22 protein-coding genes and 1 riboswitch are annotated in these 24,487 nt (G+C 48.5%); of the genes, 7 read left to right on the top strand and 15 right to left on the bottom strand.

Annotated elements, in window-relative coordinates:
• Positions 1 to 9: 9 nt before the first annotated feature.
• The 6 genes from SDE_RS01970 to thiD all read right to left on the bottom strand — a co-directional run bounded on the left by SDE_RS01970 (position 10) and on the right by thiD (position 5,700).
• A complete protein-coding gene (locus tag SDE_RS01970; protein ID WP_011466861.1) occupies positions 10 to 600 on the bottom strand; it encodes a YqiA/YcfP family alpha/beta fold hydrolase in 591 nt (196 codons plus the stop codon).
• 44 nt (positions 601 to 644) lie between these two features.
• Entirely contained in the window at positions 645 to 1,460 is an 816-nt protein-coding gene (cpdA, locus tag SDE_RS01965; RefSeq protein ID WP_011466860.1) for a 3',5'-cyclic-AMP phosphodiesterase, read from the bottom strand.
• A 79-nt stretch (positions 1,461 to 1,539) separates the two neighbouring features.
• Complete coding sequence (locus tag SDE_RS01960) at positions 1,540 to 2,100, bottom strand: DUF1249 domain-containing protein (RefSeq protein WP_011466859.1); 561 nt, start codon at positions 2,098 to 2,100, stop codon at positions 1,540 to 1,542.
• Positions 2,101 to 2,163: 63 nt separating this feature from the next.
• Positions 2,164 to 2,781, bottom strand: a complete 618-nt coding sequence (locus SDE_RS01955; protein ID WP_011466858.1) for an NUDIX domain-containing protein — start codon at positions 2,779 to 2,781, stop codon at positions 2,164 to 2,166.
• An 83-nt stretch (positions 2,782 to 2,864) separates the two neighbouring features.
• On the bottom strand, positions 2,865 to 4,781 hold the full coding sequence (thiC, locus tag SDE_RS01950; protein ID WP_011466857.1) for a phosphomethylpyrimidine synthase ThiC: 1,917 nt from the start codon (positions 4,779 to 4,781) through the stop codon (positions 2,865 to 2,867).
• A gap of 70 nt (positions 4,782 to 4,851) precedes the next feature.
• Positions 4,852 to 5,700, bottom strand: coding sequence for a bifunctional hydroxymethylpyrimidine kinase/phosphomethylpyrimidine kinase (gene thiD / locus SDE_RS01945; protein ID WP_011466856.1), 849 nt, complete (start codon positions 5,698 to 5,700; stop codon positions 4,852 to 4,854).
• 92 nt (positions 5,701 to 5,792) lie between these two features.
• Positions 5,793 to 5,908, bottom strand: a riboswitch (TPP riboswitch).
• A gap of 171 nt (positions 5,909 to 6,079) precedes the next feature.
• On the opposite strand from thiD, the gene SDE_RS01940 reads away from it, so the two are divergent.
• The gene (locus SDE_RS01940) at positions 6,080 to 6,496 is read left to right on the top strand and encodes a hypothetical protein (RefSeq protein WP_011466855.1); all 417 of its coding nucleotides are present in this window, start codon (positions 6,080 to 6,082) and stop codon (positions 6,494 to 6,496) included.
• A gap of 160 nt (positions 6,497 to 6,656) precedes the next feature.
• Positions 6,657 to 8,021 carry a TolC family outer membrane protein gene (locus SDE_RS01935; protein ID WP_011466854.1) on the top strand — a complete coding sequence of 455 codons (1,365 nt, stop codon included), beginning with the start codon at positions 6,657 to 6,659 and terminating at the stop codon, positions 8,019 to 8,021.
• A 42-nt stretch (positions 8,022 to 8,063) separates the two neighbouring features.
• On the opposite strand, the gene SDE_RS01930 is transcribed toward SDE_RS01935, so the two are convergent.
• Positions 8,064 to 8,891, bottom strand: a complete 828-nt coding sequence (locus tag SDE_RS01930; protein WP_143710826.1) for a hypothetical protein — start codon at positions 8,889 to 8,891, stop codon at positions 8,064 to 8,066.
• A 134-nt stretch (positions 8,892 to 9,025) separates the two neighbouring features.
• Positions 9,026 to 10,804, bottom strand: a complete 1,779-nt coding sequence (locus SDE_RS01925; protein ID WP_011466852.1) for a GspE/PulE family protein — start codon at positions 10,802 to 10,804, stop codon at positions 9,026 to 9,028.
• 128 nt (positions 10,805 to 10,932) lie between these two features.
• Between SDE_RS01925 and argE the strand changes: the two genes are divergently transcribed.
• Positions 10,933 to 12,096 (top strand): acetylornithine deacetylase, encoded by a 1,164-nt coding sequence (argE, locus tag SDE_RS01920; RefSeq protein ID WP_011466851.1) that lies wholly within the window; start codon positions 10,933 to 10,935, stop codon positions 12,094 to 12,096.
• A 37-nt stretch (positions 12,097 to 12,133) separates the two neighbouring features.
• Here argE and SDE_RS01915 read toward each other — a convergent pair whose 3' ends face one another.
• Positions 12,134 to 12,811, bottom strand: a complete 678-nt coding sequence (locus SDE_RS01915; protein WP_011466850.1) for a glutathione S-transferase family protein — start codon at positions 12,809 to 12,811, stop codon at positions 12,134 to 12,136.
• Positions 12,812 to 12,978: 167 nt separating this feature from the next.
• On the opposite strand from SDE_RS01915, the gene SDE_RS21065 reads away from it, so the two are divergent.
• From SDE_RS21065 to ilvD, 4 genes are all read left to right on the top strand, one after another.
• Entirely contained in the window at positions 12,979 to 13,617 is a 639-nt protein-coding gene (locus SDE_RS21065; protein ID WP_011466849.1) for a TetR/AcrR family transcriptional regulator, read from the top strand.
• A gap of 111 nt (positions 13,618 to 13,728) precedes the next feature.
• Positions 13,729 to 15,048, top strand: a complete 1,320-nt coding sequence (gene argA, locus SDE_RS01905; protein WP_011466848.1) for an amino-acid N-acetyltransferase — start codon at positions 13,729 to 13,731, stop codon at positions 15,046 to 15,048.
• Positions 15,049 to 15,198: 150 nt separating this feature from the next.
• On the top strand, positions 15,199 to 16,881 hold the full coding sequence (locus tag SDE_RS01900; protein ID WP_011466847.1) for a tetratricopeptide repeat-containing response regulator: 1,683 nt from the start codon (positions 15,199 to 15,201) through the stop codon (positions 16,879 to 16,881).
• 162 nt (positions 16,882 to 17,043) lie between these two features.
• Positions 17,044 to 18,888, top strand: coding sequence for a dihydroxy-acid dehydratase (ilvD, locus tag SDE_RS01895; protein ID WP_011466846.1), 1,845 nt, complete (start codon positions 17,044 to 17,046; stop codon positions 18,886 to 18,888).
• Positions 18,889 to 19,045: 157 nt separating this feature from the next.
• Here the strand turns inward: ilvD and SDE_RS01890 are convergent, their stop codons facing one another.
• Genes SDE_RS01890 through SDE_RS01865 form a run of 6 tightly spaced genes read right to left on the bottom strand, consistent with a single transcriptional unit; the run spans position 19,046 to position 24,188 of the window.
• Positions 19,046 to 20,428, bottom strand: a complete 1,383-nt coding sequence (locus tag SDE_RS01890) for a tetratricopeptide repeat protein (protein WP_143710825.1) — start codon at positions 20,426 to 20,428, stop codon at positions 19,046 to 19,048.
• Between the two features lie 13 nt (positions 20,429 to 20,441).
• On the bottom strand, positions 20,442 to 21,041 hold the full coding sequence (locus tag SDE_RS01885; RefSeq protein WP_011466844.1) for an energy transducer TonB: 600 nt from the start codon (positions 21,039 to 21,041) through the stop codon (positions 20,442 to 20,444).
• 7 nt (positions 21,042 to 21,048) lie between these two features.
• Positions 21,049 to 21,453, bottom strand: coding sequence for an ExbD/TolR family protein (locus SDE_RS01880; protein ID WP_011466843.1), 405 nt, complete (start codon positions 21,451 to 21,453; stop codon positions 21,049 to 21,051).
• Positions 21,454 to 21,486: 33 nt separating this feature from the next.
• Complete coding sequence (locus SDE_RS01875; protein WP_011466842.1) at positions 21,487 to 22,014, bottom strand: MotA/TolQ/ExbB proton channel family protein; 528 nt, start codon at positions 22,012 to 22,014, stop codon at positions 21,487 to 21,489.
• A gap of 12 nt (positions 22,015 to 22,026) precedes the next feature.
• Positions 22,027 to 23,409, bottom strand: a complete 1,383-nt coding sequence (locus tag SDE_RS01870) for a MotA/TolQ/ExbB proton channel family protein (RefSeq protein ID WP_011466841.1) — start codon at positions 23,407 to 23,409, stop codon at positions 22,027 to 22,029.
• Positions 23,406 to 24,188: a DUF3450 domain-containing protein gene (locus SDE_RS01865; RefSeq protein ID WP_011466840.1), complete on the bottom strand. Its 783-nt coding sequence runs from the start codon at positions 24,186 to 24,188 to the stop codon at positions 23,406 to 23,408. Before SDE_RS01865 ends, SDE_RS01870 begins: the two co-directional genes overlap by 4 nt.
• Between the last annotated feature and the right edge of the window lie 299 nt (positions 24,189 to 24,487).

Below are 24,487 nucleotides of genomic sequence, written 5' to 3'. Positions count from 1 at the left end.
TTTTCTATATTATTGGTCTGATGATTGTTGGGTAAAAAATTCGATTATTTGGGGCAGCCAATTTTCATACCCGTCAAAAGTGTGGCTGCCGCCTTCTTCAACTATTTGTTTGCAGTGGCGATACTTTTTTGTAGCCATGCGGTAGTCGAGGGTTTCGTCGCCGGTTTGCACCATTAGCATATATTTGTTGGGCTGCTGCGGTTCGACATAGTTAAGCGCCACCAAGTCTTGCAAATCCTTTTCGGTAAGACAATAGGTTTCATCGGAATAGTAGCTTTGCAGCGGCACGTTTTTAAATTCGTCGAAACGGGTGTGCGGGTCTACGGCTGGGTTAACCAATACCGCTTTTGCGACTAGCCCGCGCTCTACAAGGTTAGTGGCCCAAAAGCCGCCCAGCGAACTGCCAATAACGTACACGGGTTGCGTAAGGGAATCTAGCTCTGCCTCAATTTGCGCTATTGCCTGGCTAGGGTAGGAGGAAAGCTGCGGGCAACAGAAGTCGACATCTGGATGATTTTTCGCCAACCAACGCCAAGTAACCTTAGCTTTGCTGGATTGTGGCGAGCTTAGAAAGCCGTGCAAATAGAGAACGGTGGCCATAGTTCTTCGTTTCTAGCGAATGACTGAGGCGCGAGTATACCAGCTCAATAGCCGGTAGAAGCAAAATCTATGGCATAGGCCTTAGTTTGAATGCGTTTTACTTCGGAGGTAAAGCTGCCATCGGCATTTAGCGAGTAGCTGCGGTAGCCAGGCATGATGGTATCTAACTTGAAGGGTTTAGATTTGGGGGCAAACTGTACGCAGGTAGAGGGGGTGGCCAGAAGAGTTACGTTATTGCGTGAATCTTGAAACTCTTGATGTACATGGCCCCAAGAAACCGCTTTTACATGGTCGTATTTGTCGAGCACATCAAAAAAGGCTTCGGCATTTTTTACCACGTACTGGTCTATCCACTCGCTACCTACCGGTACTGGCTGGTGATGCAAAAATACCATGGTAGGTTCGCTGTTGGCTTTTAGCTCGGCGTCTAAGCGCATTAGCTCGTTGGGGTGCAGCTCGCCGCCTTCTTCCATGGGAATACGCGAATCGAGCAGGATAAGGTTCCATCCCTGTGCTCGGTAATGGGCTTCTATGGGTAAGATGTCCACTTGATCCATGTTTAGCGGGTCGTCGTGGTTACCCGGCAACCAAGCCAAAGCAACACCAGGGAAGTAGTGGTTAACAATATCTATGAAGCGTTGATAGCTCGCGGCACCGCCATCGTTGGAGATATCGCCGGTTGCTAGAATTAGATCGGGGGTTGGCTCTGAGTTTTGAATAAGTTCAAGCACGTCAAATAAGCTCTGGTCTGTATCCAGACCGAGCATAAGCTCACCGGGTTGGCTACCCAAATGACAATCCGTTATCTGCACTACGCGTAAAGGCCGCATCGCTCGTCGCTTGAAAATTTTTACATTCATATCAAACCCACAGGGGCACAGTGCCACTTAGAGATTGGGGTTTGTATAGTTTGGTACGATCACGGTTAAAGCGGGAATACTATTTACCGTTTACGAGAACCTTGTCACAAAATTCTTCTTTAAGGTACCCATGTTTGCGACAGAATTCCAGCCATTCCCCTAAGAATTTATTCAGAGCGAGCTTTTCATCGGGTTGATACATGTGAGTATTGGGGTAAAGGTATTGCGGGCGCCAGTGGCGGTGCCTGTCCCAGCCCACTATTTCGGCCATGGCGGCATCGTGGTACATGCGCACAAGAATTTTGGGCTTTTTGAGCAGTGGCAGAAAGCTGGTTTGCTGCAGCTCTACCGTGGTGGTGTAAGGGGCAGAGTCCACCACGCTGATGGAAACATTAATTAGGCTGGGTTGTTCGCGGTTTATATCGGCATTGTTTACGGGTGCTTCAGCAGCTGTTTCGCCCTCGGCTTTATTGTTACTAAGCTGGCCTACCGAGAAACCCCAGTGCTTTACCCCCGCCTCGCGGCCGGGCATTAAGCGCAATAAACGGTGGAAGTTCATTTCACACAGGGCGTGATGGCCTTGTATGTCCACACTGTAGCCGCGATTGTTGGGCAATTTGCGCTGATTAACTAATGCCACGAATGATAGTTACCTCTGTTAACAATCTATAGTCGCTAATCACCAATCGCTAGCGCTGCTAACTTAGCGCTTAGCCATTAGAGATTGCCTATTAAGCTGTAGCCACTGCAAGCCTATTAGGGTGGCTGCGTTGTTGGCTCTACTGTTAAGCATACCAGCAAATACTTCGTCGGCTGGCAAAACGTGTAAATATATATCTTCGTTTTCGTCGTCTAGCCCAAAAACGCCACCGCGCCCCTTTAGGTTACAGGTGGCACAAAACAGGTGGATGAGTTCGCTGCAGCCGCCGGGGGTGGAGTAATACGTAGTGATGGGAATAATCTCCGCATCGGTTACGCCAGCCTCTTCTTCTAGCTCGCGCTTGATTAGCTCTGCCGGGGTTTCCCCCTCCTCTAACATACCCGCCACCACTTCTAGGCACCACGGGCCAAAGGAAGAATCGATAGCACCCACACGGAACTGCTCCACCAAGCCTATTAGATCGTGCTCGGGGTCGTACAGTACCGCCGCCGACGCTTCGCCGCGATGGAACAGCTCACGGGAAATCTCTCCCGTCCACTCTCCATCGAATTTACGGTGTTTTAATGTCAGTTTGTGCATTTTGAAAAAACCGTTCCAAACAATTTTTTCATCGAGCACGTCTACATCATCTCGATTAAGTGTAACTGGCAAGTCTTCCATTATTTATCCACTGTGTTTTGCGGGGCCAAGCCCCGCAATCGCTGTTAGCTGTTAGCTGTTAGCTGTTAGCTGTTAGCTGTTAGCTAGATTTTCCCATATATCTCACTGCCCTTCTCGCGGAACTCCTCCGACTTCTTGCGCATTTCGGCTTCTACATCAATCATTCGTACCACTTCATCTTCGGCGATTGGTGTAATATCTGTACCGTGTTCTGCTGCGTAATCGCGCACCTCTTGGGTGATTTTCATCGAGCAGAACTTGGGGCCACACATAGAGCAAAAGTGCGCAACTTTAGCGGAATCTTTTGGCAGCGTTTCGTCGTGATAAGACCGCGCAGTATCTGGGTCTAAGCCCAAATTAAACTGATCTTCCCAACGGAATTCAAAGCGCGCCTTAGAGAGTGCGTTGTCACGCAGCTGTGCGCCGGGGTGCCCTTTGGCCAAATCCGCTGCGTGGGCAGCAATTTTGTAAGTGATGATACCCTCTTTTACATCGTCTTTGTTGGGTAAACCCAAATGCTCTTTGGGTGTAACGTAACAAAGCATGGCACAACCGTACCAGCCAATCATGGCCGCACCAATACCCGAGGTAATATGGTCGTAGCCTGGGGCGATATCGGTAGTCAGCGGCCCCAAGGTATAAAACGGCGCTTCACCACATTCGCGCAATTGCTTATCCATGTTTTCTTTGATCATGTGCATTGGTACGTGGCCTGGGCCTTCAATCATTACCTGCACATCGTGTTTCCACGCAATTTTGGTAAGCTCGCCCAGTGTTTCTAGCTCGCCGAATTGCGCTTCGTCGTTGGCGTCGGCAATGGAGCCTGGGCGCAAGCCATCCCCCAAAGAAAAGCTCACATCGTAAGCTTTCATAATTTCGCAAATGTCTTCGAAATGGGTGTATAAAAAGTTTTCGCGGTGATGCGCCAAGCACCATTTAGCCATAATCGAGCCGCCGCGCGACACAATACCTGTTACCCGTTTAGCGGTAAGCGGCACATAGCGCAACAGTACACCGGCGTGGATTGTGAAGTAGTCAACCCCTTGCTCTGCTTGCTCGATGAGGGTATCGCGGAAAATCTCCCACGTTAGATCTTCGGCTACGCCATCTACTTTTTCTAAAGCTTGGTAAATAGGTACTGTACCAATGGGCACTGACGAGTTGCGAATAATCCACTCGCGCGTTTCGTGAATATTTTTACCGGTGGACAGATCCATAATGGTATCGGCACCCCAGCGCGTGCCCCAGGTTAACTTCGCCACTTCTTCTTCAATAGATGAGGTAACCGCACTGTTGCCGATATTGCCGTTAATTTTTACTAAAAAGTTGCGGCCAATAATCATTGGCTCTAGTTCGGGGTGGTTAATATTTGCAGGAATAATTGCGCGGCCGCAGGCCACTTCAGAGCGCACAAATTCTGGTGTAATTTCATCTGGGATGTTTGCGCCAAAATGCTCGCCGGCATGCTGCTGATCTAACACGCCTTGCTCTTTGGCTTGCTGCCAGCTCATATTTTCGCGAATGGCAATATATTCCATTTCTGGGGTAATAATGCCGCAGCGCGCGTAGTGCATTTGCGTTACGTTTGCGCGCGGCTTGGCTTTAAGGGGCTGGCGCTGGTGATTAAAACGCAAGGTATCCAAGCTTGCATCGTGTAAGCGCTGCTGGGTAAAAGACGAACTTTTTTGTTGCAGCACTTCGGTGTCACCGCGCTCGGCTATCCAAGCGCTGCGCACATCGGGCAAACCTTGGCGCACATCTATTTTTACATTGGGGTCGGTGTACACACCAGAAGTGTCGTAAACACGCACGGGTGGATTCTGTTCGCCACCAAATTCCGTTGGCGTTATAGATAAATTAATTTCGCGCATAGGTACGCGAATATCTGGGCGACTACCCTGCACGTAGATCTTTTTAGAATTTGGAAACGGCGCAATGGATTGACTGTCTACCTGTGCGGTATCACTCAAGCGTGGTTTTTCTAATGTATCGGTTGTCATGAGGTGTCTCTCTCGCGTAACGAAATGAATGTAATTTGTTTTTTAACTAAATCTTTTTGCTATCGTCTTTTTAATGATCGGTTTGGCCTAAATGCAGTTGCTGGCTTGAAGCACTGTTAGCACCGTGACATATTGGCCCACTACCCTGCGCCAATTGCCAGCCCACAGCCCCCTGCAAAGCAGCGCTTATGTAATTTTTAGCCGCCTCTACCGCTTGCTCTAAGGGCTGCCCCTGTGCAATACCCACCGCAATAGCCGCTGCTAAACTGCAACCTGTGCCACGGCTGTTATTGGTTTGAATTTTGGAGGAAGAAAAACGCGCTTCGCCATGCGGGGTAACTAAGTAGTCGGATGCGCTATTGCCTTCGAAGTGGCCGCCTTTTAACAACACAGCACCACACCCCAATTGCAATAAGGCCTGCGCCTGCTCGCGCTGCTGGGCTTCGCTGGTAGCTAGCGGCGCATCCAATAGAAGTGCAGCTTCGTGTAGGTTGGGGGTTATGAGCGTGGCTAAAGGTAAAAGTGATTCGCGATAAGCGCGTACCGCCGAAGGCGGCAGTAATACCGCACCGCTAGAGGCGTTAAGTACGGTATCAACCACGACTGGAATCGCCCCGGCTAGCTGCTGCACAAAGCTCACCACAGCGGGCAATGCCTCGGCGTGGCCGAGCATGCCAATTTTTATGGCACCTAACCTAGCCGGCAAAAAGCCCTGTGCGGCCGCCGTAAACTGCGCGCTTAATATATTGGCAGGTACGGGGTGAATGGCGGCAACACCCAGCGAGTTTTGTGCTGTAACAGCGGTAATGGCCGTGGCACAGTATGCGTGCAGAGCCATAGCTGTTTTGATATCCGCCTGAATACCAGCGGCGCCAAAAGAGTCGCTTGCGGCAATAGATAAAATAGCGGTGGGTGTCATTCGATATACTCAGCACGTGTTGCAAGTACACGGTGAGTAAACAAGGCAGAGTTCGCGCGAGGAGGCTCGTGTGGTAAACGGGCAGAAAACAGCGCCAAACTCTTCTCGTTCCCTACGCCGGTACTAGCCGGATCAGGTCAACGGGTTTTTCTCAGCCTGTTTTGCACGCAAATAAAGCACACAAAAACTAGCACCCCGACAAGAATGACGCCCAGTGTAGGGAAGCTACCCACAGGTGTAAAGGCCCAGACGGCGATTGGCACCACACGCGCTATACTGGCCTATACTTAGGTGTTGATTCCGCTTCGCCAATACTAAACAACCCGTTTCGCCCTCGGCAGCGCAACAACAGAATATTTAATTACCCAACCAACGCACCATGGCAGACAAGCTTCTTGCACAATCGGGCTTAGCGCACCCCTTCGCTAAACCCACCCCCTCGCCTAGGCCTTCGGTAATTTACGAAGGCGTGGGTCGCGTGGTGCCCGCCCCCACAGCCACACCCGGCATAGAAGAAACACGCTACACCCCAAGCGTGCGCACGCCACCGGTTACCTACGATTTTTCGCCGAGCAGCCTGTTTAAGCGCCAGTTATCATTTACGCCCCCTGCGCAATTGCAAAATGTGTTTCAATTCGTGCAGCAAGATACATCGACACTGGCTAGCAACACAGCGACTAAAACACCGCTTACCTACGAGCATGCAGAGCCCGCGGCCCTGAAGATTTTTAGGGAAATATCAAATAATGGTGAAAGCAGGCAACAAAAATTCCAACAAGTGAATCTTTTTGTGTAGTTCGCGCGTCCTTTAGGGTGTAATTCTGAGTAAGTGCCTCCATAACAAGGCTTTGTCGATTTTTTGCACCTTCTCGTCTTTCAATTCACGTTAAGATGCTAACTATTCAGCTAGAATGCGTACTTATTACTCAGGGCCTAAACAACAGCAAGGATCAGTAATGAACAAGTCTTTACAAAAAATTATCGCGCTCGCGGCCTTTGGATTTGCCGCCGCAGCTCAACACAGCCAAGCGGAAACGCTGGCCGAGATATACCAGCAAGCGCTCGAGAACGATCACTCATTCTTGGCTGCCAAAGCGGCGTTAGAAGCGGGCCAAGAAAACAAAAACATTGGTCGCGCAGGTTTGTTGCCACAAATAAGTGCCGAAGCGAGCTGGGCAGATAGCGAAAATACAACAACTGAATACGATATAAATGCTACCCCAACAGAAACCAGCACCACACAAAACAGCACCACTACCGGCTATAGCGTTTCCCTTAGCCAAACCTTATTCAACCTTGCAAGCTGGCATACCTATAAGCAAGGTAAAGCTAGGGCGCAAATTGCTGAGGTTAACTATGCTGCCGCCGAGCAAGAGGTAATAGTGCGGGTTGCTCAAGCTTATTTTGATGCATTGGCTGCGGTAGATAATTTCGATACGGCTAAATCTGAAGAAGAAGCGCTTAAACATCAGTTAGAGCAAACCAAACAACGCTTTGAAGTGGGCCTAACCGCCATTACCGAAGTGCACGAAGCGCAAGCCGCTTTCGACTCTTCAACCGCAACCCGCCTAGCTGCTGAAGGCCGCTTAGGTATTGCATTCGAAGCCTTAGAAGTTATTACGGGTCGCCCTTACCGGTCGCTCAACCCAATGCGTGCAGACTTCCCTGTAACGGCACCAGAACCTGCCGATCGCAACCAATGGGTAGAGTTTGCATTGGCAAATAACTTTGATTTAAAAGCAGCGTCACTTAATGCCGAAGCCGCACAGCAAAATGCCAAGGCGCGCAGAGCGGATCACGCACCAACGCTAACTGCAGGCGTAAGCTATTCGGATAAAACCACCGAAATAGGTAGTGGGTTCGAAACAAACCCAGAAAACCAAACCCTTAGCCTTACTTTAAAAGTGCCAATTTATGCCGGTGGCGCCACTCATGCTTCACGTCGCCAAGCCAATGCTCAAGCGTGGGAATCGCGCGAGCTTTTCAACAAAGCGCAGCGAGATATTATTCAGCAAGCACGCTCTAACCACTTGGAAGTAATGACCGGCGTGGCCACTGTAAAAGCGCGCAAGCAGGCTATTACCTCTAGCGAGAGCGCCCTGCGCGCAACGCAAGCTGGCTATGAGGTAGGCACACGCGATTTAGTCGACGTACTAAACGCACAACGCAGCCTATTCCGCGCCCGCCGCGACTACTCCGACGCACTCTACGCTTACGTAGTTAACACCCTCAAACTAAAACAAGTAGCGGGCACACTTTCTACTGCAGATATAGACGCATTGAGTGGCTGGTTGGATACGGCAAAAGAAGTGCAATATTAACCAATCGCTAGCTGCTAATCGTTAATCACTAGTAGTTAGCGATTAGCGTTTAACGATTGATAAATATTGCAACTCCACCCCTACTTCCTTAAACAACTTCGGTGTGTTCGCATCGAAGTTGTTTGGTATTAGGTTGCGTATTACTTTGGTGCTGCTGGTTTCGGCCATTAGGCGTAGGCTGGTAACGGGGATTGGGTTGGCTTGGTGGGCGTTTACTGGGGTTTTGTTGTAGTTCACTTCGCTAAAACGGGTTAGCTCTGCGGCGGGGATAAATATATGCAGCCATTCGTCGGTTTGTTTTTTTGCATCTAACGACAGCAAATAATCGGCATTAAACGTAGGGGTTTCTACACTTTCTGCGCCTACACCAACCAGTGCTATGGATAAATGCACTTGGCCATCATCAAGTTTTTCTAGCTGTGCTTTGGGCACTAAATCATCGTAGGTTTTGGCTATTTCTTTGCGGCTGGGCAGGTTGCTAGTTTCGCTGTTTATGCGTAGTACCATTTCAATACCGGCCACATTGGCGAAGGGCACGGGTGCGTACTGTGCGGTTATGCCGTTGGCGTGTTGATGGTGCCAATCGCCGTATTTTTTTATCAACGTGGTGGAGTACTGGTGCTCGCCGTGATTGAGCGCGGGTTTTCTATCTATGCGATACATACCCGATGGAAATTTTAAGCCTGCGAATTCGTCGGGGAAGTTCGCCACATGGTTCCAACCGCCTAACAGGTTAGTATTTTTGTTAAACAGCACCTGCGCATTTGCAATGGGCAGTGCTTTGCGGTGCTCTTCTACAGTTACATTCGGGGTAATTTGCGACTGCACCACGGCGGGGTCTATTTCCACAGAGCTGCAGGCCGCTAACATTGCCGCTGCTAACACTCCAAGTGTACAAATCCTGCTGGCACGCTTCATGTTACTTACCTTTTTATTATCTCAAATATTAATCCAAGCATTAATCCGACCATTATTCCGGTTTAATTACCGACCTGTTTCGCAATTTATTTTTCCGGCGGTGGTGCTACGCGCAGTACTTCTGCCACGGTTGTCATGCCCTGCGCAACTTTTTGCGCGCCCGAAAGCCGCAGTGTGCGCATGCCTTCGCGCATAGCTTGCTGGCGCAATATGGCAAGATCGCAATGATCTCCTACCAATTGCTGCACCGATTCCGACATACCCAATATTTCGTAAATGCCTTGGCGGCCAAGGTAGCCGGTATTGCGGCACTCTAAACAGCCTTCTGGCTCAAACGTTTTAGTGGGCTTGGCGACTTTCCAAGGTTTAACCATGCCTTCCCAATCTTCGTTGGAAATGGTCGATTCTTTTTTGCAATGCGGGCACAGCGTGCGCACTAAGCGCTGCGCCATTACGCCAATTAATGTGGCGCGCAACAAATAACTCGGCACGCCTAAATCTAGCAGTCGCGTCATGGCCGTTGGCGCGTCGTTGGTGTGCAATGTGGATATTACCAAGTGGCCGGTGAGCGCAGCCTGAACAGCCATTTGCGCGGTTTCTAAATCGCGAATCTCACCTACCATAATTATGTCGGGGTCTTGTCGCATAAGTGTGCGAATGCCCGCAGCAAAATCTAAACCTATATTGTGCTGCACTTGCGTTTGATTAAACGCGTCCTCCACCATTTCTATTGGGTCTTCAATGGTAGACACATTCACTTCGTCGGTTGCCAACTGACGCAACGATGAATATAACGTGGTGGTTTTACCCGAGCCGGTAGGCCCAGTTACCAGCACAATGCCGTGCGGCTTATTAATCATTTCAGACCAGCGTTTGTAGTCGTCGCCCCCTAGGCCCAAGTCTTCAAAGCTGCGCAGCAATACTTCTGGGTCGAAAATACGCATAACCAATTTTTCGCCAAACGCGGTAGGCATGGTAGATAGCCGCAACTCGGCTTCGCTGCCATCTGGGCGCTTGGTTTTAATTCGGCCATCTTGCGGCTTGCGCTTTTCGGCCACATTCATGCGGCTAAGAATTTTAATACGACTCACAATCGCCGTTGCCACCGAGGCAGGGAATTCGTAAATATTGTGCAGCACCCCGTCTATGCGAAAACGCATGCGGGTTATTTCGCGGCGCGGCTCAATATGAATATCGCTGGCGCGCTGATCAAACGCGTATTGCAGTAGCCAATCTACAATATTCACAATGTGCTGATCGTTAGCTTCTGGGTCTTTGAGTGTGCCCAGCTCCAACAAATGCTCAAAATTGGCAATGCCGCTGCCGCGACCTTGGCTGGCACCGGTTTGAGCGCCCGATATAGAGCGCGCCAACGAATAAAACTCTACCCGATAACGCTCGACATCCGAGGGCAAGGCAATAACGCGGCGGATATCGCGGCGCACTAGCTGCTGCAACTGCTCTATCCACTCGTTGGCAAATGGTTGGGTTACTGCAATGACTACATAGTCGGCTTTTACATCTACGCACAGCAAGCCGTGGCGCTTGGCAAACTGGTAGGACATCACCTCGGTTACATCCGCTACCGGCACTTTCATTGGGTCTATGTGGTAAATCATCAGCTCGGCTTTATCGGCCAGCCACGCAGTGAGGCGCATTTCATCCACAACTTTTTCGTGGTTTTTCTGATCGGCCAACTGCTGCGTGCTAAGGTACACCAAGGGGTGCATGGCAGTTTGTTCGCGCGTACGATGTGCCCCCATTAACACATTGGCATCTTCTTGCTTAACAATGCCATCGGTTACAAGATCCAACAGTGTGGATCGCAAATCTAATACGCGGTCGACAGATAATTTAGCGCTCATAACAACCCTTAGGGTTTTTATTCAGTAATTGGATTATGATTAGAAGGCTGCTTTAGCCTCAATCGATTGTAGCGGTTTTCCCTAAGAAGCTCTAACACCGTATCACTTTGCAAGGATCTACGTGAACCATGCCCAATATTGCGCCTAGCGACGTCACTGTTTTTAAACAACGCCTGCAACAACTTATCGCCACCCCATCCATTAGCTGCACGTCTGCCGAATATGACATGAGCAATAAAAGCGTGGTGGAACTATTAGCTCAATGGTTTGAAGATTTGGGCTTTAAAATAGAAATTTTGCCGGTAGAAGGCTTTGCCGGTAAATACAATTTACTGGCAACGCGGGGCACTGGCCCTGGCGGGTTGGTGCTTAGCGGGCACACCGATACCGTGCCCTGCGACCCCAACCGCTGGCAGCAGGACCCATTCCAGCTAACCGAAAAAGAGCAGCGCTTTTACGGCTTGGGCACAACCGATATGAAAGGCTTCTTCCCTGTGGTGTTAGCGGCATTAGAAGGCTTAGACCTTAATAAGTTGCAGCAACCGGTAATGATTTTGGCCACCGCCGACGAAGAGTCATCTATGTGCGGCGCGCGCGCACTGGCCGCGCTGGGCAGACCCAAGGCGCGCTGCGCGGTGATTGGTGAGCCCACGGAATTAAAACCAATTCGCATGCACAAAGGTATTATGATGGAGAGCGTGCGCGTACAAGGGTTAGCGGGGCATTCATCCAACCCAGCACTTGGCCACAACGCCCTCGACACCATGACCCAAGTACTTAACGAGTTAATTTTATTTCGCAGCGAATTACAAAGCCGCTACCAACATGCGGGTTTTGATATTAACGTGCCTACACTCAACCTCGGCTGCATTCACGGCGGCGACAACCCCAACAGAATATGCGGTGCCTGCGAACTGCACTTTGATTTGCGCGCCCTACCGGGCATGAGCAACCACGATTTACACGCAGAAATAGAAAAGCGCTTGCAAGCAATTGGCGACAAAAACCACACGCCTATCAGTTTAACACCGCTGTTTCCAGGCATCGCCTCATTCGAAGAGCAAGCCGATAGCGCACTGGTTAAAGCCGCAGAAAGGCTAAGTGGCTACCAAGCCGAAAGCGTTGCCTTTGCCACCGAAGCACCGTTTTTACAAGACTTGGGCATGGAAACAATCGTGATGGGGCCAGGCACCATCGACTGCGCCCACCAACCCAACGAATATTTGGCTCACGATCAAATTCAGCCCGGCATTAATATTGTGCGCGGGCTGATAGAGCAGTTTTGTTTTTGATAGGGGCCAAAGCTGGTTAACTTGGGCCAAAAACTAGCTAAGCAGCATTACTTACCGATTCAATAAACGCCGGGGTATAAGCCTCGGCTTCGCTGTTTATAGCCTGCCAAATCGGGTCTTGCTGGTGCGCTTCGATATACGCCGACAGGTATTGGTAATCCGAAAGGGGTTTAACTAGGTGCGCCAAAGGCAGAATTGAAAGCGCTGTAATATCTGCCAAGGTAATCGCGCCGCCCAACAAAGTTGGTTTATCGCCACCCTCGCCTGCTACAGCTTTAAGTTGCTGCTCTAACTGGGTGTAAATAGTGGCTATGCGGTAAAGTTTATCTTTTGCACGGTTATCGGTTGCTGGCGCCTTACCCTGAAAGTTATCGATTAACATCTCTAACACCGGCGCAATTAAGTAGGTATCTAGCACTCTATCCCAGTGGCGCACCTGCGCCGATGCGTTTGGCTCTTTTGGCACAAACTGATGTTTATCCACAGCACGCTCTATCGCCTCCACCACAAGTGAAGACTCACTTACCACACTGTCATCTACCTCTAACACCGGTAACTTTCCCAGTGCAGTTAAGCTGCGCAAGGCCGCTCGCTGCTCGGGAATAAACGGGTTTACCTGAATCAACTCAGCATCTATTCCATAGTGTTTAGCTACGTAGAGCACTTTTTTAGAGAAGGGTGACGTAGGCAAATAATGTAATCGCAGGTTACTCATAGCACTGTCCTTAATCTTGAGGCGGGTTTAGCCAACACGTTAAAGCTGGCAAAAGTGAGCAATACGCTCGTGTAAAAGCTCATATTGCTATAAAAACAATATAAACTGACTAGTCAGTATAAATATTAACTTTTCCCTGTCAACACCGTTCAAGCTACAATTGCCCAATGAACTCATCACCCGCACCCACTAAACGCTCAACCCCCAACCGGCTAATGGATGTGGCGCAGGCCATGTTTGTTAAAAACGGCTACCACGGCGTAGCGGTGGATAAAATAATTGCGCAAACAGGGGTAAGTAAAGGCACGTTTTTTTACCATTTCAAATCGAAAGAAGACTTAGCCCAGCGCCTGCTGGAAAGGTACTTCGAGCGTATAGCCGCAGCAGCCAACGCAATTGGCACCGCCGCCGCACAACAGAGTGACGACCCGCGACAAATTCTGGATATATGTTTAACCGAGTTTGAAAACCTATTTAATGGCCGCCATGTACAGGGCGGCGCCGACGAAAGCTTAGATGGCTGCCTTATGGCCGCGTTTAGCTACCAACTGTTTAACCATATTCCCAGCCTGCGCGCCATAAGCGCTCAAGCCATTAATCGGTTTAGCACAGCCTATGCACCACTCTTTGATGAAGTACTGGCAACGGCTAATAGCCCGACTGGCATTAGCGGTGAAACACTGAGTAAACACTACTTTGCGCTTATGCAAGGCACCCTACTTGTAAGCCGCATAGATCCAGCTTGGACTGATTTTAAACAGCAAGTAGACAGCTTTAAAAAAATGCTTAACGCGTTGCTTAAATAAAACTCTGGCTGCGCGGCACCTATTCACACCCTAGGTTTATTTGCTATCGTTAGGTAATAGTTTTACGCGCGCCCAATAGCGCCTAAATAAGCCTCTTACCTAGGAAAGCCAGTGAGCGAACACACCGACCAATACGTCAATTGGTTTAGAGCTTCATCGCCCTACATCAATGCCCATCGCGGCAAAACTTTTGTCATTATGTTGCCCGGCGATTGTATCGATCAGCCCAACTTCCCCAACATCATTAGCGATATAGCCCTGCTAAACAGCCTCGGCGTTAAGCTTGTGGTTGTGCACGGCGCACGCACGCAAATTGAAGCGCAGCTTAATGCATCGGGCGTGCAATCTAAATTTCATCGCGGTGTGCGCATTACCGAGCGCGAACACTTGGCCGACGTACTTAAAGCAGTTGGCCAAACACGCTTTACCTTGGAAGCAAATTTATCTTCAGGCCTGCCAAACTCCCCCATGCACGGCTCTAAAATTCGCATTCGAGGCGGCAACTTTATTACCGCTATGCCGCAAGGTGTAATAGATGGCATAGACCACCACCTTACCGGCAAGGTGCGCAGCGTAGATACCAAAGGCGTGCGCGAACAGCTGGATGAAGGCTCTATTACACTGGTTTCGCCTCTAGGCAACTCGTTTACCGGCGAGGTGTTCAACCTCTCTTTTGCCGATGTGGCCATTCATATTGCTACCGCAATACAAGCAGATAAGCTTATCGCCTATAACGACGACGGCCCCATTTGCGATAAAGATGGCAGTCGCTACCGAGAACTCACACTTATCAAGTGTGAGAAATTTTTGGTGGATCAAGGCCAAAACAATACAAGTAATACTTACTTTTCGTTGCGCGCTTGCTACAAAGCTTGTGACGGTGGCGTACCAAGGGCCCATGTTATATCTGCCGCAGAAGACGGCGCCCTGCTTAAAGAGCTGTTTACCCGAGACGGCTCTGGTACCATGGTGTATCGCGATAGCTACGAAACCATACGCCGCGCACGCATAGAAGATGTGCTGGGCATACTTAACCTAATTGAGCCCCTAGAAAATGAAGGCATATTGGTTAAACGCTCGCGCGAGCGCCTAGAAACCGAAATCGACTTCTTTACTGTTATGGAGAAAGACAACCTAATTATTGGCTGCTCGGCCCTGTACCCCATAGAAGACGAGAACTTCGCCGAAATTGCCTGTGTGGCCATACACCCCGCTTACCAGCGCGGCGGTCGCGCGGCCAAGCTGCTATCGCACCTAGAGAAGCAAGCCGAAGGCGCCAAGCTAAAACGCTTATTAGTACTTACCACTCAAACATCGCACTGGTTCGTGGAGCAAGGCTTTGTGGAAGGCCATATAGATATGCTGCCGTTAAAGCGCAAAGAGCTGTACAACTACCACCGCAACTCTAAAATCTTTATCAAAAACCTCTAATTGGCTATGGCCCCCTAAATGCGGGGCCGCTTCTCACTGTTGTTCTCACAACAGGAAATATCTGCATTCGTCGCCTACACTTTATAAACAACTGATAAAAGGGAGAAGTGCCCCCTTGGTTTACGATAAAGCAAAGGCTCGCAGCTAGGTATGAACCCATTACTTCACCAAAGTAACGCCGCCGATATTAAGCAAATAGATATCGTAAAAATCTATGCCCAGAAAAAATGCTTAATTATCGACGATTTCCCCGAGATTCGAGGTTCCCTTAGCCGCAGCTTAAAAACCTTTGGCGTAAACCATATAGATACCGCCGCCAACGGCGAAGAAGCCATTAAGTACTGTACTAAGCGCAAATACGACATAGTACTGTGCGATTACAACCTAGGTAGCGGTAAAGACGGCCAACAAATTTTAGAAGAAGTGCGCCACCTGCGGGTACTACTCATGACCAGCCTGTTTGTAATGATTACCGGTGAATCATCGCGCGAAATGGTACTGGGCGCACTCGAATGCCAACCCGACGACTACATAACCAAGCCCTATACCCCCGCCTCGTTAAAAGTAAGGTTAAACAAAGCCATTATTCGCCACGAAGCGCTGTTGCCCATTAAAACCAGTATTTCTGAAGGAAGTTACAAATCTGCGCTAGACCAGTGTAATCAAATGATAAAAGGGGGTAGCCGCTACGCGCACGATATTCTCAAAATCAAAGCCCAACTTCACTTTTTACTTAAGCAGCTAAAAGAAGCTGTGACCGTTTACGAAAGCGTGCTCAACAAAAAACCCCTCATATGGGCAAAACTCGGCATGGGTAAGAGCCTGCTAGAAATGGGGAGCCTAGATGGCGCAGAAGAGCTGTTTAAAGACATTATTGAAGAAGACGACCGCTATATTGAAGCCCACGACATGCTTGCCGAGGTGAGCTTAAAACGCAAAGACACCCTAGCCGCGCAAAAAGCCACGGAGCACGCCACACAAATATCACCCAAGTCTGTGCTTAGGCACCGTAAATTGGCCAAGCTCGCCGACATCAATCACGATGACGAACTCTCGCTAAAATCTCACCAACAGGCAATTAAATGGGGCTCTAACTCCTGTCACGAATCTGAACAAGATTACTTTAATTACGCACGCAAAGTTTCTGAGGTCACCAAAGATGACCATTCCACCGAGGCTAAGGTGATGGTTAAGCAGGCAAATAGCTTTTTAGATAGGGCCAGAAAACGCTACTCAGACCGCCCCGAAGTTGCCGTACAAGCACAAATGGTAGAAGCGCAAATACTCACTAGCCAAGGCGAAGATGAAAAGGCGCAAAATGCCGCTGCCATAGCAAAAGAAATGTACAACGAACTGGCCGCACCACCGCTAGAAACAAGCTTAGAATTTGCGCGCACCATGCACGCCATGAACGATGAGCAAGGCGCCAGGGACCTACTAACAACACTAGCTTCCAAGCATTCAAACAACACAGATGCGCTATCAATTATCGATTCAATTACCGGTGAGCCTATTAGTAGCGGCGGTAAAGAAGTTGCCGCGAAACTTACCAAAGAAGGTATATCTTCTTACGATTCCAAGGCATACGAAGAAGCCATTCGCGTATTTAACGAAGCCCTTGCCACCTACCCCAAACACATTGGCCTGCATTTAAACCTTATTCAAACAGCTATAGCAGATTCAGACGACAATGGTGTACGTGACGAATACCGCGCTATCTGTCGCCGCAGTATTCGCGCCATTGGCACAATCAACGAAGATCACGCACAGTACAAACGTTACACTTATCTGCATAAACAACTAGAACGCTTATACCCAGAAGCGATTCAATAAGCTTTATTTACTGCCAAACCTACTGCTGGCGTACGAACCAGAAAGAACCCGCACGCAAAATCTGTTATCCTTGCGCCCAATATAAAACCAGAATTTGCCGTTAAGGCGCGCGATAAGCACAACATCGCCCGCCATAGAAATACCGTTTAATTGGAGCACACCATGCCGCAATATCGATCTAGAACCACCACCCAAGGCCGCAATATGGCGGGTGCCCGCGCCCTATGGCGTGCGACTGGAATGAAAGACGAAGACTTTCAAAAACCCATTATTGCCGTAGTTAACTCCTTCACCCAATTTGTGCCTGGTCATGTTCACTTAAAAGACATGGGCCAGCTTGTTGCGCGCGAAATAGAAAAAGCGGGCGGCGTAGCGAAAGAGTTCAACACCATTGCCGTTGATGACGGCATCGCCATGGGCCACGACGGCATGCTCTACAGCTTGCCAAGCCGCGACATTATCGCCGACTCGGTTGAATACATGGTTAACGCCCACTGTGCCGACGCCATGGTGTGTATATCGAACTGCGACAAAATCACACCGGGAATGCTAATGGCCGCAATGCGCCTAAATATACCTGTTGTATTTGTATCTGGCGGGCCAATGGAAGCCGGTAAAACCAAGTTGGCCGAGCACGGCTTAGACTTGGTAGACGCCATGGTTATTGCAGCCGATAGCAGCGCAAGCGACGAATACGTGGCAGAAATAGAGCGCAGTGCTTGCCCAACTTGTGGCTCTTGCTCTGGTATGTTCACCGCCAATTCGATGAACTGCCTAACTGAAGCGTTAGGGTTAAGCCTGCCAGGTAACGGTACTGTAGTTGCGACCCATTCCGACCGCAGAGCTTTATTCGAGCGCGCAGGCCACCTTATTGTTGACCTGTGTAAAGATTACTACGAGCGCGAAAACGCCAACGTTTTGCCACGTTCTATTGGTAACAAAGCCGCCTTCGAAAACGCCATTACGCTCGACATCGCAATGGGTGGTTCTACCAACACCATTCTGCACTTGCTCGCCATTGCCCAAGAAGCGGAATTAGATTTCACCATGGAAGATATCGACCGCATTAGCCGCTACGTACCGCAGCTGTGTAAGGTTGCGCCAAACACGCAAAAATACCATATAGAAGATGTTCACCGCGCAGGCGGCATTATGTCTATTCTCGGCGAGCTAGCACGTGGCAACCTACTAAACGTAGACTGCCCAACCGTGCACTCACCCACCATGGCCGATGCAATCGCCCAGTGGGATATCACTCAAACCGGCTCTGCAGAAGTTGCTGAATTTTATAAAGCTGGCCCTGCAGGCATACCAACCCAAACCGCATTCAGCCAATCTACCCGCTGGCAGTCGCTAGATGGCGATCGCGCTGATGGCTGTATCCGTTCTGTTGAGCACGCTTATAGCAAAGAAGGCGGCCTAGCCGTACTTACCGGTAACATCGCGGAACAAGGCTGTGTAGTTAAAACAGCAGGTGTAGACGAAAGTATATTAGTGTTTGAAGGCACAGCCTACGTAACAGAATCGCAAGATCAGGCCGTGGCCGATATTCTTGCCGACAAAGTTACCGCAGGCTCTGTAGTTATTGTGCGCTACGAAGGCCCCAAAGGCGGCCCAGGCATGCAAGAAATGCTTTACCCAACGTCTTACATTAAGTCTAAAGGCCTTGGTAAATCCTGTGCGCTACTTACAGATGGCCGCTTCTCTGGTGGTACCTCAGGTTTATCTATTGGCCACGTATCGCCAGAAGCAGCAGCGGGCGGTGCAATTGGCTTAGTTAAAACAGGCGATAAAATTCTTATCGACATCCCCAACCGCAGCATCAACGTATTGCTAGAAGATGGCGAATTAGAAAAACGTCGAGCAGAGCAAGATGCTAAAGGCTGGAAACCCGAACTACCGCGCCCGCGCAAAGTATCTAGCGCATTAAAAGCTTATGCCTTACTTGCTACCAGCGCAGATAAAGGCGCAGTAAGAGACCTGAAAAAACTAGAGTCCTTACAGTAGTATTTATTTCTACTTACTAAATTCTTAAAGGGCCCAAGCGGCCCTTTTTTAATACCCGCATTTTCTTCTTACTGTGAACTGTGAACTGTGAACTAATTCTTTTACCCATAAAAAAAGGGGCTATAAAAGCCCCTTCTATATAATGCTTAACGCAAAATTACTTATCGTAAAACTCAGCTAAACGCTCGTAACGATCTTTTTCATTTTCTACGTACTTAATCCATTGCTCAGCCAACTTTTTGGTTTCGCGATCTTCAGTCGCTTTCTGCAAGGATTTAAGTGCGGCGTCGAATTGCTTCATTTCAAAATAGGCAGAGCCCATGTTGTAGTGCAAACGACCAGGCTTTTTCAAGCCGCCTTTTTTATCAAGCGCTTTTTTACCCATTGCAATCGCGCCTTTCAAATCTTCAACGGCGAGGTATATACCCACTACATCGCTGTAGATATCGCCCTTATCAGATTTGTCACCCGCACGCGTTAGGTAATCAATGGCCATTTTGTATTCTTTTGCCAATAGGAAGTAGCGACCGGCTTTTTCCAAGTTAGCTTCAGTTTGCTCAATGGCGTTTGCTTTCATCCCTTTATGAATAACCATAGCCGCATTGTATGGCGCATCGGCTTGGTAAAGGAATTGAGCTAACTGGAGGTATTGTTTTTCTTTGGTTAAAGTACCACCAATAAAACCAGCATCCATTACAGCAAGGGCTTTGTCGTTATCTTCAAGCAGGCTGTAAAAACTCGCCATATCGTTCCAATAGGACTTCTTAGGATAGTTTTTAACTAGCTTGATATTAGACTTTAAGCTTTGCTTGTAATCTTCGCGCTCGTTATTAATACCGCGCTGCAGGTTGTACCATTGCTCTTTAGCAACAAAGCCTGCTTTTTCTATCATCTCAACCGCTGTATTCACGTTTTTAAGTGAGCAGTCGTAATCACTCATTTGATAACAAATGGTTGATTTGGTGTAGAAAGCATCGGCATTAGGTGAAACTACAGTATTCATGTAACGGTCCATGTAATGGATCGCTTTTTTGTAGTTTTCTTCACCCGCGTACAATTTGGCCAAGTACAGCAAAGTCTGCTCTTCCAAACCCCATGGAATCTCTGGAGCTTGCTCTACTACTTTTTCGTAGTAGAAAGCAGTCTTTTTCATGTCTTCACGTTCGTAAGCCAAGTAAGCCATAAAGTTATAAATGTTGGCCATTTCGTAGCCGTTACACTTATCTTTACACTTCTTCTCCATAGAGTTGAGAAGTTTTTCGGCAGCGGGTAGATCTTGCTTAGCCGCAGGCTTGCCGTCTTCTGGGTCTGGCGGGTTGATAAACTCTTCAACCTTGGCCATATCTTCGGTGAATTTAAGAGCAAGACCAGGAAGCCTACGCGGTTGGCGAGTATCTTCCTGTGCCATAGCGGCAGAGCCAAGCGTTACAGAGTAACCCAGCTCGCTTACTGCTTTTTCAACTGCAGAGGGCAGTACAAGGCCGGCCGCAACCAACATTGTACCCATCCCTAACGATCTGACAGCGTTAGTCAATTTCATAACGTCTACCATTTTATTTAGCCATTTCGAAGGTGAAGCGGTTGCGCACGTTTGGAACTTCTACGGGCTCGCCGTTAATCACTTTCGGCTTGTATTTAAAGCGTTCTGCCGCCTTGATGGACTCGCGGGCAAAGATACTTTCTGGACAATCATCAACCACTACGTCACGCGTTTCACCAGTTTTGGTCACGGTGTACATAACAATACAGTAGCCTTCAATACCACGTGCAGCAGCACGCTGTGGGTATTTAGCCGCTACTTTTACGATAGGTAAGTAGTCACCGTCTGAAGCAAAACCGCCAATGCCGCCTACATCTAAATTAGCTTTAACCGTAGGTTGAATGGACACTGTAGCTTCGATATCAGCATCCTGAAACTCTGGCTCAGGTAACTCAGGTGGTGGTTGCTCTGGCTCGTCTGGCTTAGCTGGCTTCTTGGTGTCGTATTCGGTCTCAATTTCCCGCTCAGGCATGGTAATTTCAGGGATTTTAAACGCCTCCCCTTCTTCCGGTGCCTTGATATTCGCGTTAATCAAAAAATGCATTAACAGCAATAGACCAGCCGTAATGGCCACTGCAGGAATCAAAGACGAAATTAATCTTGCTAAGGTCATAGGAATCCTACTTCTTCTCAGCAGAGACAGAGACGTCGGCTATGCCTACTTTACGAGCTGCCTCAGTAACCTCTGCCATGGTTTTCACATTCGCTTCGTTATCCGCTTGAATAACTAGCGCGCTTTTTGGGTTTTCTGACAACAACACCTGTAGTTGAGTTTCAACTTGGCGAGGGTCGACCACACTCTTGTTAATCCAGATCTCATTATCCGAACTAATTGCGACCAAGATATTGGCGTTAGCCTTCGGCTCCACCGTCGTGGCGTCGGGACGATTAACCTCGATGCCAGGCTCTTTAATAAAGGACGCAGTTACAATGAAGAAGATCAACATGATGAAAACCACGTCCAGCATAGGGGTTAAGTCAATCGCCCCAACTTCTTCTTCTGATTTCGTGTTTCTGCTACTCATGAGAATTCTCTTAGTTCAAGGCCGAGATGGACCTTAGTGGTCCATCGTCAAATGGTCTTCAAGCAATTGGTTTTCGCGACTAGCGATCTGGTTGATCAAGGTTGCGCCAAACACTCCGGAAAGTGCTGCAACCATGCCCGCCATAGTGGGGATAGTTGCTTTGGAAACACCCGATGCCATGGATTTAGCATCACCACCGCCAGTAGCAGCCATAACACCAAACACCTCGATCATACCAGTTACGGTGCCGAGTAGGCCCAGTAGTGGACATAACGCCACCATGGTACCTACTACATCGAGGTTAGCATTGATCTTGCCGGATACTCGGGAAATCATAGCTACACGAATTTGACGTGCATTCCATGATTTGCGCTCTTTACGCGCTTCCCAAGCATCTACCGTATCGCTCACAAGTCTCCCAAGGGAGCCCTTGTAAAACCAGAGCCGTTCAAAAATAAGAGTCCACATTAGGAAAGTCATAAACGCGATTACTAAAAGAATCGGTCCACCTTTCTCAATAAAGGCTAGTATGTCTGCTATCGCATCCAATAGTGCCAACATGTGTCACACCCCTTATTTCTGTTCTGATTTCTCAGCAATGATGCCTGCACTTTGCTCATCAAGAACATGAGTAATGTGCTTAGCTTTACCGTTCAACCAAGTGTGGAGTAGTACGGTTGGGATAGCTACGATCAGACCCATTACTGTAGTCATCAAGGCACCCGAGATACCACTTGCCATGTTCTTAGGATCGCCAGCACCGAAGATAGTAATCGCTTCGAACGTTACGATCATACCGGTTACGGTACCTAATAGACCCATTAGAGGAGCGATCATAGAGATAATCTTAATGGCACCCAACCAGCTTTCAATAGCGGGACGCTCTTTAAGAATAGCCTCTTCTAGCTTCAACTCTAAGGATTCAGTATCGATTCCTGGGTTGTCTTCAGCAACTTTCAAGATACGACCCAATGGGTTGTTCGGGTTAGCTGACTTAGCTTTAAGCTGAGAGTTAACCTTGCTGCTAATAGCTTGTAGAGCAAAGAAGCGCCACAGAGCGATTAAGATAGCAATAGCACCTACTGCCAAGATGATAGTACCTACTAGGCCACCATCTTCGTAGTACTCTTTCAAGCCTTTACTGTTGATAACCAACGCTTTAAGCAAGTTGCCGCCAAGAGGACCAGCAGGGTCGATAGCTAGCTTAACGAAACCAGAGTTAGCATCAGCAATTGCGTCTGCACCCGCGGTTAAGCGACCTTGGTTATCCATTGGTAGCTCTTGCAATTTACCTTCATCGTAAACAAGGTAAGCGCCGTTAGCGATTAAGTTGTAATTACCAACTCGAACCACTTCGGTCATTGCTGAGTCGCCCGATGGGCTAGCAACTTCTGCTTGGAATTTAACAATTTTGCCCGACTCAACCACTTCGCGTTGAGTTTCGTACCACAAGCGCTCAACTTCTTCGATAGTTGGCAACTTAGTTTCGCTATTCATTTTTTCGATTAGCGTATCTAAGAATTCGGTACGACCTGGGTACTGAGCACTAACGATGGATACATCCATGTTAGAACGCAAGTCACCAGCGGTAGATGTTAAGTGACCAAATAACTCTTTCAACGAACCTAAACGCTCTTCGAATTGAGCGCGTTTTTGTTGAATAGCGAGTTCTTGTTCTTTGTACTGTGCTTCTAAACGAGCAGAGCGGTTTTCTTCGTTGGTACGAGTTTGCTCAGCTTGCTTAAGTAGAGACGCTTGCTCTGACTTCTTGCGACGGAAGTCTGCTTCGCGCTGTTTGTATTCAGCGGTTTCAGATATCTTAGAATCTTTAACCATTTTTAGCAGCTCGTCCAAGGAAGCCGCTTTATCGTTGCTTTGCGCAGACACTGCACCAGAAAGTGCGAAGATGGCCGCTGCAGCAAAAGTTACTATGCTTTTAGTGATGGTCATTTTCATTGTGCTGCCTCCGGAGCCAAGATTGGCAACTGGATCATATCTTGAGTCGCTTGTTTACGAGCGATCTTAATCGCTTTTAAGATTGCTGCACGGTATTCGCCAGAATCTAGCTCAACCCACGCACGCTGCGACTGATCCCAAGCACCAGAGTATTTGGTATCCAGTGTTTGATACATCAATGCTACGCGACCAACACCTAAGATGTTCACCTGAAGATCTTGACCACCAACGCTCAAAGTATCGGTGTAAACAAATAGTTTACGGCCGTACTCAGCTTCGATGTCGTAAGCTTCTAGCACTTGACGGAATTTTTCAGAAACGGTGATATCGGCACGTTCCATGTTTGCACGTATTTTGGCAACACGGTCACGGCGCTCATCCAAGTAGATAGGAACATCTAACTCGATAAACTGCTCCAAGCCATCCAACATACGCATAATTAGCGGCTGAATACGACGCTCAATTACGGTTACGTTGTTGATAGACTCGTCTAAGTCATTCAATACAGTGCGCTGGTTAGCTAACTGCTTGTCTAACTGAGCGTTGTAAACGCGCAAATCTTCGATTTGCTTGCTTACGGTTTTGAACTGATTCAAAAGCGAGTCGGTATCGTCTTGCAACTTATCGATACGCTTTTGTGATGCTTGAGCTAAAGCCAGCTTAGATTGGCTGGTTTCAAAAATAGCATCTAGTTGATCTGCCTGTGCAGCGCCCGCGAAAAGCGCCCCTGCAGAGATCGCGGTGGACAGTGCCACAGCTTTCATTCGCTGCTTCTTCATATTTCCCCCAACTTGGGTACCTTAATTAAAAGTTTGCGACCGAATAAAACCGTAATGGTTTACATCCGAAAGGTTAACAAAATATAAGTTTTGGACTTGGTATTCGTTAGAGTAGCGCATTGTAATAAGACCGCTTCCTAACATTCAAACACAAATGGAAATGCCCTAAAGTGGGCACTCAGTTCATCACCAAAAGTAACACTTTACAAAGAAATTAACGCCACAAAGTAACACCTTGGTAACACCAGCTCATTAATTAGGCTTAGGTGAAAGTGTGGTTAGATCACACATTCGCTATT

The sequence above is a fragment of the Saccharophagus degradans 2-40 genome, from assembly GCF_000013665.1.
Taxonomy (GTDB): domain Bacteria; phylum Pseudomonadota; class Gammaproteobacteria; order Pseudomonadales; family Cellvibrionaceae; genus Saccharophagus; species Saccharophagus degradans.
The sequence above is the reverse complement of the archived record's forward strand: the minus strand, read 5'-3'. Positions and strand labels throughout refer to the sequence as shown.